General features: G+C 38.3%; 11 protein-coding genes. 2 read left to right on the top strand and 9 right to left on the bottom strand.

Translation table 11 applies throughout. The features are described 5' to 3' along the window. Positions 1-80: 80 nt before the first annotated feature. The 5 genes from B554_RS0108335 to B554_RS0108315 all read right to left on the bottom strand — a co-directional run bounded on the left by B554_RS0108335 (position 81) and on the right by B554_RS0108315 (position 4,070). Positions 81-719: an RluA family pseudouridine synthase gene (locus B554_RS0108335; protein WP_019457709.1), complete on the bottom strand. Its 639-nt coding sequence runs from the start codon at positions 717-719 to the stop codon at positions 81-83. Between the two features lie 132 nt (positions 720-851). Next, complete coding sequence (locus tag B554_RS0108330) at positions 852-1,556, bottom strand: phosphopantetheine-binding protein (protein ID WP_019457708.1); 705 nt, start codon at positions 1,554-1,556, stop codon at positions 852-854. Positions 1,557-1,619: 63 nt separating this feature from the next. Continuing rightward, positions 1,620-2,918 (bottom strand): glutamate-1-semialdehyde 2,1-aminomutase, encoded by a 1,299-nt coding sequence (gene hemL, locus B554_RS0108325; protein ID WP_013197129.1) that lies wholly within the window; start codon positions 2,916-2,918, stop codon positions 1,620-1,622. A gap of 42 nt (positions 2,919-2,960) precedes the next feature. Next, entirely contained in the window at positions 2,961-3,572 is a 612-nt protein-coding gene (thiE, locus tag B554_RS0108320; protein WP_019457707.1) for a thiamine phosphate synthase, read from the bottom strand. Positions 3,573-3,686: 114 nt separating this feature from the next. Further along, complete coding sequence (locus B554_RS0108315; protein ID WP_081400334.1) at positions 3,687-4,070, bottom strand: DUF962 domain-containing protein; 384 nt, start codon at positions 4,068-4,070, stop codon at positions 3,687-3,689. A 165-nt stretch (positions 4,071-4,235) separates the two neighbouring features. On the opposite strand from B554_RS0108315, the gene B554_RS0108310 reads away from it, so the two are divergent. Beyond that, positions 4,236-5,699: a CYTH and CHAD domain-containing protein gene (locus B554_RS0108310; RefSeq protein WP_019457705.1), complete on the top strand. Its 1,464-nt coding sequence runs from the start codon at positions 4,236-4,238 to the stop codon at positions 5,697-5,699. A 40-nt stretch (positions 5,700-5,739) separates the two neighbouring features. Here the strand turns inward: B554_RS0108310 and B554_RS0108305 are convergent, their stop codons facing one another. Beyond that, a complete protein-coding gene (locus B554_RS0108305; protein ID WP_004700077.1) occupies positions 5,740-6,372 on the bottom strand; it encodes a hypothetical protein in 633 nt (210 codons plus the stop codon). 104 nt (positions 6,373-6,476) lie between these two features. On the opposite strand from B554_RS0108305, the gene B554_RS0108300 reads away from it, so the two are divergent. After that, a complete protein-coding gene (locus B554_RS0108300; protein ID WP_004700075.1) occupies positions 6,477-6,866 on the top strand; it encodes a DUF3144 domain-containing protein in 390 nt (129 codons plus the stop codon). A gap of 60 nt (positions 6,867-6,926) precedes the next feature. Here the strand turns inward: B554_RS0108300 and B554_RS0108295 are convergent, their stop codons facing one another. The 3 genes from B554_RS0108295 to B554_RS0108285 form a co-directional block, all read right to left on the bottom strand. Next, the gene (locus B554_RS0108295) at positions 6,927-9,689 is read right to left on the bottom strand and encodes a M16 family metallopeptidase (RefSeq protein ID WP_019457704.1); all 2,763 of its coding nucleotides are present in this window, start codon (positions 9,687-9,689) and stop codon (positions 6,927-6,929) included. 122 nt (positions 9,690-9,811) lie between these two features. Continuing rightward, a complete protein-coding gene (locus B554_RS0108290) occupies positions 9,812-10,627 on the bottom strand; it encodes a PhzF family phenazine biosynthesis protein (protein ID WP_019457703.1) in 816 nt (271 codons plus the stop codon). 150 nt (positions 10,628-10,777) lie between these two features. Further along, a complete protein-coding gene (locus B554_RS0108285) occupies positions 10,778-12,172 on the bottom strand; it encodes an L-cystine transporter (protein ID WP_004700069.1) in 1,395 nt (464 codons plus the stop codon). Positions 12,173-12,185 lie beyond the last annotated feature (13 nt).

Raw genomic sequence — 12,185 nt, 5'->3', positions numbered from 1 at the left:
GTAGTCTTTAAAGCAAAATTTTGCAGCAGAAACCAATTAAATTGTTTCGCTACAAAAATTACTCATTGAAAGTTTTTACATTAAAACGGTACAGGACAGTTAAACGTTAATGATTCCCCTGTCACAGGGTGATTAAAGCTTAACTGTTTAGCATGCAAGCACAGACGAGGAACAAGTAATTGTTCCGGTGTTGCATACAATGTATCACCTACAATCGGATGCCCAAGATATTGCATGTGTACACGGAGTTGATGAGAACGTCCGGTAATCGGTGTTAATTTCACACGAGTTACAGGCTGTCCCTGAATCTGAAAATGTTCTATTGCCTGCCAATGTGTTAAAGCAGGCTTGTTGTGAGAAGCGTCGACAATATGTAAAGGTGGTCGGCTTGGGTCATAGATAACAGGAATATCTACAGTCCCCTCGCCCTCTAAATGACCTGCGACAAGCGCTTCATATATTTTTGAAGTCTGACGATCTTGAAATTGACGTGCAATTGCACTTTGACCGCGCTTCGATAAACCAAATACTAAAATACCTGAAGTATCTCGGTCTAGACGATGAATGAGCAAAGTTTTAGGTTCAATCGCAACCAACCTTGTCAAAACGCTATCATGTAAATCACCCTTACCAGGAACACTCAAGATGTCCGAAGGTTTATGAATCACCATAAAATCATCATCACGATAGATCAGATGTTCACTTAGAAAATCACTCAAAGTTGTATTCCCAAGGTAAGATGAAAAACAAGCGGGCAATAATAAAAAGCTTACGTCCGAATTACAATGCCGTTCGGGTAAATTAACAGCAGAATTTGCAAATATTATGGATCACTTGAGGTCTATAGTCAGTCAAGGCTTTAATAAGTGCATAATATGTTGCAATGTCGGTGCTTGCATTATCTCTTCAACGCTTAAGCTCGCACCATTTGCACGCCATAGATCGACTAGATAATTCACAGCAGCCTGATCTAATCCGTAGTTTCTTAAATCAATTTCAGGATGAATCTCCATAGGATGTCGCCCCACCTGTTCAGCAATTGCCAATAAGATTCCTTTATCTGACAAGATATAGGAGGACGGCGCACTTAAAGACCATAACCGCATTAAGCTCTGCGTATTTAAATGTTTTATATGGTCAAAACTGATCTTTTCAACCCATTGGATATGCTGCTCTAGATTAGCCGCCAAGATCGCATCATTTACAACAGCTACATAATCTGTAATCGATAAAACAAGCTGCATCACTTGCTTAAACAACGGTGATAAATTTCCAGCTATTATTACTTGTGCTTGAGTGTTTGATGACAATTGTTGCCCAAGCTGTAACATGACCTGTTGAAGTTGATATGACTGAATCATCATGACTGGAATTTCGAGCGCCTGTGCTCTTTTACTTAGTAATTCTAAATGATCGGCTAATGGCTGGTTCATCCAGTCAGGGGCATTTTCAAGTTCGTTTAACCCAACCATGAGTAAAATGCTATGCGTAGATTCAATAGACCAGTTTGAAGTACTTGGGGCTAATTGGATTTTTCGAGGTAAGGGATAAAACATTGTTCTCTACAAATATAAAAAAAGCTCAAATTAAAAAGCCCGTTTAACACGGGCTTTTTTTGCTTACTTCATTTCGGCGAATGTTTCTTTTGCAGCCTGAATCGTATATTCGATATCTTCATCAGAATGAGCAGATGAAATAAATCCAGCCTCAAATGCTGAAGGTGCCAAGTTTACACCGCGCTTTAACATGCCATGAAAGAACTTTTTGAAAGCTTCAATATCGCACGCTAGCATAGAGTCAAAGCTTGTAATATCTTCTTGATCGGTAAAGTAAAGACCGAACATTGCGCCAGCTTGCTGAGTTTTAAATGGAATACCCGCTTCATTAGCTGCTGCTTGTAAGCCTGCAAGTAACTTTTCAAGTTGAGCAGATAAGTTGCTGTAAAAGTCAGGTTGACGTAAATGTTTAAACATCTCGATACCCGCACGCATAGCAAGTGGGTTACCAGATAAAGTTCCTGCTTGGTATACACCACCTAATGGTGCGATACACTCCATGATTTCACGCTTACCGCCAAACGCTCCTACAGGTAAGCCAGCACCAATAATTTTACCTAAAGTCGTTAAGTCAGGCTTTACATTATAAACTGACTGAGCACCGCCCAATGCAACGCGGAAACCTGTCATTACTTCATCAATAATAAATACAGATTTATATTCATCACACACATCACGAATGGCTTGTAAGAAACCGTCAATTGGTTTCACCATATTCATGTTACCCGCAACAGGTTCAATAATAACACCCGCAATTTCATGACCGAATTTGGCAAAACACTCTTTTAATGCAGCAATATCATTATAAGGCAGCGTTAAAGTATGTTTAGCAAAATCGACTGGAACACCTTTTGAAGTTGGCTCACCCTCGCCTAAAGTAAGTAAACCCGAACCCGCTTTTACTAAAAGTGAGTCAGAGTGACCATGGTAACAACCTTCAAACTTTACGATTTTGTCACGGCCAGTATAACCACGCGCTAAACGAATAGCGGTCATGGTCGCTTCTGTACCAGAGTTGGTCATACGTACTAATTCAATTGATGGCATGATTTCACAGATAATATCTGCCAAAGTCGTTTCATGTACGGTTGGTGCACCAAAACTTAAACCATCTTCTGCTGCTGTTTGTACCGCTTTAATAATTTCTGGATGAGCATGGCCTAAAATCATTGGTCCCCAAGAACCAACATAGTCAACATAGCGCTTGCCATCGACATCCCACAAATAAGCACCTTTAGCTTTCTCGATGAAAACTGGTGTTCCTCCAACGCCATTAAAGGCACGTACCGGAGAGTTCACACCACCAGGAATGTGTTTGCTGGCTTGTTTAAATAACTGTTCTTGCTTTGGAGATAAACTCATGGAAATGCTCGTCTTAAATATCTAAAAAATAATTTTGAAAGCTTAAGAAAATAATTGTGCCCACGCTTGTACACGGGCAGGAATTTCAGCAGTTGATCGGCCTAATATATCACTAATGACTGCGCAGAGGTCAGCTCCAGCCTCAATCACAGGTTTTGAGTTTTCAACAGTTAAACCACCAATCGCACAAATTGGTAAATCATATTGAGCTGCTGCTTGCTTAATGACTTCAATACCTACATTGCCGGCTTCTGGTTTTGTGACAGTTGCATACACAGCACCAAAGGCAATATAAGTCGCGCCATCGGCAATTGCTTTTCGAGCAAGATCTAAAGAGTTGAGGCAAGTACGGCCAATAATGACACCTTCAGGAAGTTTCGATTTTGCATCTGTGATTTCACCGTCACTTTGTCCTAAATGCACACCTAAACCAAACTGAGCAGCTAGTTGTAAGTCATCATTAATGACAAAAGGAACCTGATATTTTTCACACAATATCTTGATCTGTTCAACTTCAGCAGGCTGGTCAGTTTTTTCTATTTTTTTACGGCGGTACTGTAAAAGTGCGATTTGACGGGTTGCGAGTGCGGCGTCTAATTTTTCTAATAATAATTGGATTGGGTCATCATTGGTAATGAGATATAAACCGCGCATACTCTACTCTCGCTTTAAAAAACTACGCTAGTATAACGGATTTATAAGTCATCATAAGTACCGATTGATATAGGCTTAACAGTACCAATCGGTATATTAAAACAGGAATAAAAATTAACTCGGAATTTTATCGTGCTTCCGGTCAATCAAACTTAATCGACCAGTCGCCACATCAGATAACATTCGCCAATCAGAAATAAAGCTATAAAGAGGCTGTTTAAAACTGGCAGGTTTATTTTTTTCAAATACGAAATGTCCAACCCATGCACATGCATAGCCAGACACTAAACCATACAGTGCATATTTAGCTTGTTTCTTACGAATTGCTTTTGAAAAAAAGTATATGCCAATGCTACTGCCCACCACATGTAAGCGTCGGCTCATAATGTTACGGTGTTCAGTTAAATAAAAACGATAAAATTCCTGATAGTTTTTAATCGGTAATTCAAACTCTGGCTGAGCTTCATGGCTAAAGTTTACTGGTGCATTCACGATCATCTTCCTGATTTTTATTTGATCAAAACGTCACCTGATTGTACACCTAAAACAAAGTGTAGCGTCATAGGTTTGATTGTAACTTTCTCTATCAAAAACATTATTTTTAGCACTAAGCTATTATACTTATTCAAGATAGTTTAAATACCTGATTCAGGGAGATCCATTATGGTTGAAGTTGAGCTTAAGTTTCAGTTACCTGAATCGAAGAAAAAAACTGTTCAGCAGTATTTGAAAAAGCATAAAGCACAGCATATTCACTTGCAGGCCAAATATTACGATACACCAGACCGTCTACTCGCAAAAAATGGTATGGCCCTACGTTTACGTAAAGAAAATGATTTGTGGGTACAAACCTTTAAAGCCGCTGGTCAAAGTCATTTACACCGTGTTGAAGAAGAAGTTTTTCTAGGTAAATGCGAGCAAGAACCCGAACTAAACCTTAATCTATATAAAGATAATAAAGCAGTCACAGATTTAATTACTGAAGCTTTAGGCACTGAAGTCGAAAAGCTAAGCTTACAGTTTGAGACAGATGTACAACGTACTTATCATGTATTTGAAGCCGATGACACTGCTATTGAAGTCTGTCTTGATGACGGTGTAGTAAAAACGGCAACCACCCAAAGTAAAATTTGTGAAGTTGAGTTTGAGCTTAAACAAGGTGCTGTTAAAACACTCATTCAATTTGCACAGCAATGGATTAATCGTTATGAGTTATGGCTCGATGTTAGAAGTAAAGCCGAACGCGGTAATTTACTCGCATTAGGAAAAGCCGTTTCACCTGCTGTTCACGCAAAAAACTTGGGCTTAGATAAGAATATTTCAGCAGAACAAGCTCTCAAAAAAATTGTAGAAAACTGTTTAGGACAGTTCTTGCCTAACATGGCTGCAATTGCCGATAACGTCGCCGAAGCTGAGCATATCCATCAGGCACGTGTGAGCTTACGCCGTTTACGCAGTGCACTTCATCATTTTTCAGGATGGTCAGACGATTTAAACCCTGCTTGGGAAGAGCAAATTGCAGCACTTTTCCGCAAACTTGGAAACACGCGTGATGTAGATGCTATTCGTACTGAAATTTTACCTATGATTGTGCAACATGGTTCACCTGAGCTTTTACTTCCAATCTCAGAGGAGCCATTAAAAGATCTTGCCACACTGTTCAAATCGGCAGAAACCGTCAAGCTCGTACTCGCATTACTGGCATTTGCTTATTCAGAAGAAGATAGCCAAAGTACCAAAGGAAAATTTAAAAAGCAGATAGAAAAAAGCTTAGATAAGTTACATCACCAAGTTGTGAGTCATGCTAAAGATTTCAATGAACTCGAAGTAACTGAACAGCACAAGATACGTAAAAGAGCTAAACAGCTACGTTACTGCATCGAATTTATATCAAGCTTATATCCATCTAAAAATGTTCAACAGTTTTTAAAGAAATTGCAACCCGTGCAAAATACGTTAGGACTATATAACGATTTGTTTATAGCTGAAGATCTATTTAATAAAGCAATTGAACACGACCCGCACTTTTGGTTTGCTCTAGGATGGATTAAGACCAAACAGCCTTATTTACAAAATCAGTCTGCCGAATCTTTGCAAAAATTTAATCAAGTAAAAACTTTTTGGTAAGTATCTTATAGTCGCGACACATATGTCGCGACTTTTTATCTTATCGGTATTTACCAAATACTTTCCACACACCATTATCTGCTAACGGGTCATTATAGCTATCGCTACGCTGCTTTCTTGGTTTATCTCGGGCATCGACAAGTTCAAAGTGAGGCTCTACCCCTAGCACAATACCATTGGTATAAAAACGTGAACGTGTATATTCACTTTGACCATGCTGGAACACATAAGTTCTCAAGTCGATAAATTCACGGTGAGCAACGAGTGCTGCCGTATCATCACTCTGCAACCATTCTTGCATGGTAAAAATCTGATCTGTTTCAAATTGACCGCATTTTTCAATAAGACTTGCCACACCACGAAAAGTTTTCGACTCTTTAGCACGTGTTTTATTAATACGAATCCGATCTACATGAAAAAAGAATAATGGTAAGTTCAGATGGCTTGGTAAATGAATTGCATCTGGTAATTCATCTTCCATAAAAGGTTGAAAAAGCTCTTGTGCCCTTTCGATTAAATCTTTCCATTGTTGGTAATAGGCTAAAACTTCTTCTTGCAAACCATAATAAATTGGCAGTCCTTCCACGTGTTCCAAATATTGGGGTGGAAAAATATGCTGACGTAATAGAGCAATGTCTGTTTTTAAACTTTGAACGGCTATCGCATCTTGCATAATTAGAACTTCCAACACTTAGGCTATTTACAGACTAAGGCAAAGGTTTTGTTTCCGCAAGGCTTTGCCTATAATAAGCAGCTCTATTTTTGCGGGAATATGTCATGTCTCAAAAGATTAATGCAACAGATATTACTGAAGAAGAAGCGTTAAATGCTGTTTTCTTTGAGCGTGCGGATGAATTCATTAAACAAGCGAATGATTTTTGTCGCCCGCCTAAAGGCCAAAAGCCTGACCCTGCTGAGCTTCGCGGCCAAGTGAGTGCAGCCATGTTATTTGCCACTGCCCGTTTTAATACGTGGGTGGCTGCAAACAATTTTAAAGATGGCAATGAAATGCGCGATGCAAAAGAGCAAGTGATGTCTTATTTGCTTCAGCAATTTCAAATGATGCTCGAAGATAACTTTGATGAGTATTGTGAACAGTTCGAAAACTACTTACGTTTCCGTAAGAATGAAGATTTCCATGCTCACAAACATGACCATGATCATTAATAAGTTTTAAATATTCAAATAAAAAGCCACTTCATGTGGCTTTTTATTTGAATAAGTTAGTTATTGCTTTTGCGCTTGGCCATATTGGTCAGCCATCACTTCCACAAGGTTTGAAGGTTTAATATATTTTTTAATGACTGCATTCACATCGGCAACGGTCAGCTTAGTTAAGTCTTGATCATGCTTAACACGGTCAAGTAAAGTTTTACCCGACTCAAGCTCAATATTTAACATACCGTGAATGTTGCGCTCATCTTCTAATGCAGTAACACGTTTCTTCATGAGATCTGCTTTAGCTGCTTCAAGCTCTTGCTCAGTAATACCCTTCGTTAACAAGTCATTTAGTACTTTATGAACTGAATCAGAGACTTGTGCTGAACGCCCAGCCGTATAGTTTGCACTAATACTTAACGCACCAACATTCGTGTCCTGATCAAGTTGTAGACCTGTTCCAAAACCATATACCAATGCATTTTTTTCACGAAGCTCTTGAGCCAAACGTGATGAGATTTGAGAATCACCTAAAATATAATTCATTAAAATTAATGCAGGTGCGTCAGGATGGTTTTTCCCAACTGGTAGTGTGATTATACTTTGATAACTACCAAACTCGCGTTGTTCAGATAAAGCATGTACCTTCTGAGCAGGAAAATCGACATGTTTAATTAAGATTTTTTCGTATGGTTGATTACTGTTCCAGCTTCCAAACTCTTGATTCAATAAATTTTTCATTTTCTTTGCATCAAATGCACCAGTAATCGCAATTTGCGCATGGTTCATTGCAAAGAAATGCTGGTACAGCTCTTTAACTTGTTCTTGAGTCACATTCTTCAATTGTTTTTTAGCCAGCTCAGGTTCGAAGTGATAACGCAAATCACCCGGTTGGTATTCTTCAATTAAACGCGATAATGTTAAACCTGCCACGACATCTGGTTCAGTATAAGGACGATCAAGGCTCGATAAGCTTTGAGACTTAATTAAATCGAATTGAGATTGTTCAAATTTAGGATTTTTCATGACCTCTAAAACAAATTTGAAGAACTCATCAAATTTTTCAGTTTTAGATTGAATGTTAATAGTCATACCATTGCCGTCAGCACTTGCATAAGCTGCACCGCCTGCATCAATCGACTTATCTGCAATATCTTGCAAACTATATTTGTCAGAGCCACGCAGTAATAAATATGAAGTTAAATCAACAACTGTACCTTTATCAAATAAAGATTTTTCTGTACCAAAATCCATAGTAATAGTGGCATAGGTACGATCATCACGAGTTTCTACAGGGAACAAAGCATACTTCATTCCGTTTTTAAGTTTCCCGCGGCTAATCTTTTTCTCATTAGTTTCGGCATATTGCTTTGAGGTTTTTAAAAACTCGTTAACTTCTTGTTGATAAACTTTCGGGTCTTTTAAAGGCTCTGGTTTAACATCGGTTTGATCTAAAGTTTTAGGCTTATCTTTAGGGTCAAGTTGCAATGCTTTCTTTTGATCTTCAGGTGTCGGCAAAATATCGCCATCAATACGATGCCCAGCAACAAGGAACTGTTTCAAGGTTTGATTGACTTCATTGAGTTTCACTTTCTCAACTGCATCTAAATCTTTAAAATATTGGTCCCATTGCCCACCAGCTACACTGTAATCACTTAAACGAGAACCCAAAGCAACGGCATCTTTATTGACTAACTCACCTTGCGTTTTCATTAAGCTTTTTACGCGATTTAGCTCAGTCTCTGTAAAAGGCTTACCCTTTTCTATTCCCGAGAGTAAAGCACTTTCAACTTTATTAGGGTCATTTTTTGGTGAGTAAACCGCACCTAAAAATACGACATTAAAATCTTGATCTAACCATGTTGATGCCTGAACGTCTGTAGAAATACCCGTTTCAACCATGTTTTGGTATAAATGACCACTTGGTTGCATGGTATATAGCATTGGTGCTAAAGCGAGTGTTGGCTGAATTTTCGTGTTTTTTCCATTCATATAGATATGGAATTTGGCCAAATCACTGCCCTTTTTCACTACAAACTCACGATCCTTCATTTTTGTAGAATCTAAAACAGGTACCTGAACAGGCTTCGGCACAGCTCGTGCAGGAATCGGACTAAAATATTGGTCAATTGTTTTTAAAACATCAGTTTTATCAAACTTACCTGAAACGACCATCACAGCATTATTCGGTGCATACCAACTGCGGTAGAACTGGTTCAATTCAAGCATTTTAATAGATTTAAGCTCAGGTAAATCACCAATCGGTAACCGCCCTAAATACTTGTTTCCATAAGCCGATTTCCACATTTGATCCATTAAGACAGCAAAAGGCTGATCCATACGGACTTCACGTTCACGCTTTACGATTTCAATTTCAGAAGGTACAAATTTTTCTTGTAGCACCAATTTGTCCATACGCTCAGATTCAAGGTACAACACTTGATCTAGCGCATTTTTTTCTGGACGAACAATATTGGTATATTTGGTTGAATAGTAATCCGTGCTCGCATTTGTCATTAATGTATATTGATCTAAACGGCGCTGAAATTCTTCACCCTTTACGTTTTGCGTGCCTTTAAATGCCAAATGCTCAAGTAAATGTGCTAAGCCACTTTTACCTTGTGGGTCATTTAAAGAACCTGTCAAATAGATAGTATTAATAAAGATTTTATTTTCTTTGTCATTCGGTGCAAGCACTACCCGAAAGCCATTATCTAATTTATATTCCTCAATATTTTGCTTACTTTTTACTAATGTCGTTTGTGCAAAAGACGCAGCACTTAAACCAAGAATACATAGGGAGAGAGTCAGTTGTTTAAACTGCATGAACATAGAAATACCAATTAATTTGAATAATAAAAAATCAATAGTTGTAAGAGTATAGTAGGTAATTTAAGCTGACATTAATAGTAAAGTTTTGAAAAGAAAGCCGTTTATTTAAACGGCTTTTTATTTTAAAGAAAAATTTCTGCTTGCATATAGAGTTTGCCATATCCTGCAATTTCAATACGTTCCTGATTCAGTATATTGCAATATAAAATGCCTCCACGGCTAGAAGCTTGATAAGCCACAATATTATTTTTGCTCAGCTTTTCTGCCCATAACGGCGCTATTGCAGTATGAATTGAACCTGTAACAGGGTCTTCTTCAATGCCTGCAACAGGTGCAAAATAACGAGATACACAGTCATAGTGCTCGTCTGCTTTTGTAGTGATTACGACATCCATATCTGTAGTCGTAATAGCTGTCCGTTTACCTAAGGCTTTAAGTAAGTTCATGTCAGGCTGCTCATCCAATACGTCTTGCACTGATTCATACTCAACAATATAAGCTTGAACATTTTGATAAACAGCCTTAAATGGTTTGCTTAAAGCTTGTCGTAAAATAGCTGGATAATCTTCCACTTGTTCAGCCTTACGAATTGGAAAATTCATTCTGATTTTTCCATCTTCATCTTGGTGAACAATAAAAAGCCCTAAGTTTCGGACATGAAAATTAATAGTCTTTTTATCCGTAAAATCTTTAAAGAGTACGAAAGCACTCGCAAGAGTCGCATGACCACAAAAATCGACTTCAACCATTGGTGTAAACCAACGAATTTCATAGTTTTCAGAATCTATAATTTTTACAAAAGCAGTTTCAGATAAGTTATTTTCGAGTGCTATCTTTTGCATTAAATCTGCATCTAGCCACTCTTTTTCAACAATCACAGCAGCTGGATTTCCACGAAATAACTCTTTTGTAAAAGCATCGACTTGATACATTTTCATGATAGTGCTCTCTTTTGTACTAAGCTCATTTTCTAAAACTATTTAAAATAAAAACAGATACAGTTTTTTTAAAATTCACATCACAGTGGCAATTTAAGCATATAAAAAAACGGCTCATTCAGATATGAATGAGCCGTTTTATACTAACTATTAATGATGTTGAGTTAACTCAATTTCATCTTCACTATTTAATATGTCTTTATCTGTTTGGCCCATCAGTTGACTCGTCACTACACCTGCAGTCATTGAACCATTTACATTTAATGCAGTACGGCCCATATCAATTAACGGTTCGATTGAAATAAGCAGCGCAACCAAAGTTACAGGTAAACCCATTGCAGGAAGCACAATCAGTGCAGCAAAAGTTGCACCACCGCCAACACCAGCCACACCAATTGAACTTAAAGTCACAATACCCACTAAAGAAGCAATCCACATTGGGTCGAGTGTATTAATCCCCATAGTGGGAGCAACCATCACGGCCAACATTGCTGGGTATAAACCCGCACAACCATTTTGACCAATGGTTGCACCAAACGAAGCAGAAAAACTCGCAATAGATTCAGGAATACCCAAACGACGAGTTTGCGCTTCAATACTCAGTGGAATACTTGCTGCACTTGAACGACTTGTAAATGCGAATGTTAAAACAGGCGCAACTTTCTTAAAGAACTTAAGCGGAGAAACACCTGTTAGAGTCAAAATAATGGCATGAACGCCAAACATAATCGCCAAACCTAAATATGACGCAACTAAGAAACCACCTAGGTTTAAAATATCAGCAACGTTTGAACTTGCCACAACCTTAGTCATCAGCGCAAAAACGCCATACGGTGTAAGCGTCATGACTAAACGAACAAGCTTCATGACCCAAGACTGTAACGTCTGAATGGCAGTCAAAATACGCTGACCTTTTTCTGCATCATCTTTCATTAAATTAAGCGCAGCTATCCCTAAAAAGACAGCAAAAATAACTACACTAATAATTGAAGTCGGATTTGCACCCGTTAACTCAGCAAAAGGGTTACTTGGAATAAAGGAAAGAATAAATTGCGGTACGCTTAAGTCTGTTACTTTGCTTACATAATCAGTATTAATTGCAGTTAAACGCGCAGTTTCAGCAGCACCTTGTACTAAACCTTTGGCAGTTAAACCAAATAAGTTCGTCACAAATACACCAACCAGCGCAGCAATTAACGTTGTGAATAGTAGAGTTCCGATGGTATAGACGCTGATTTTTCCTAAAGAGGAGGCCTGATGCAACTTGGCTACTGCGCCTAAAATCGATACAAATACCAAAGGCATCACGACCATTTGTAAAAGTTTTACGTAGCCGTTACCAACAATATTAAACCAGCTAATAGATTCAGCAAGAATCGGATGGCCACCGCCATAAATCAAATGTAGTCCTAAACCAAACACTACACCTAAAACTAAGCCAGCAAGAACTTTTTTAGATAAGCTCCAGTCCGTTTTACGTGTTTGGGCGAGTAAAAATATTAACCCGACAAAAACCACAATATTGATGATTAAGGGTATATTCATTCCCAAACTCCAA

This window comes from Acinetobacter sp. GG2, from assembly GCF_000292385.1.
GTDB lineage: Bacteria > Pseudomonadota > Gammaproteobacteria > Pseudomonadales > Moraxellaceae > Acinetobacter > Acinetobacter seifertii.
The sequence above is the reverse complement of the archived record's forward strand: the minus strand, read 5'-3'. Positions and strand labels throughout refer to the sequence as shown.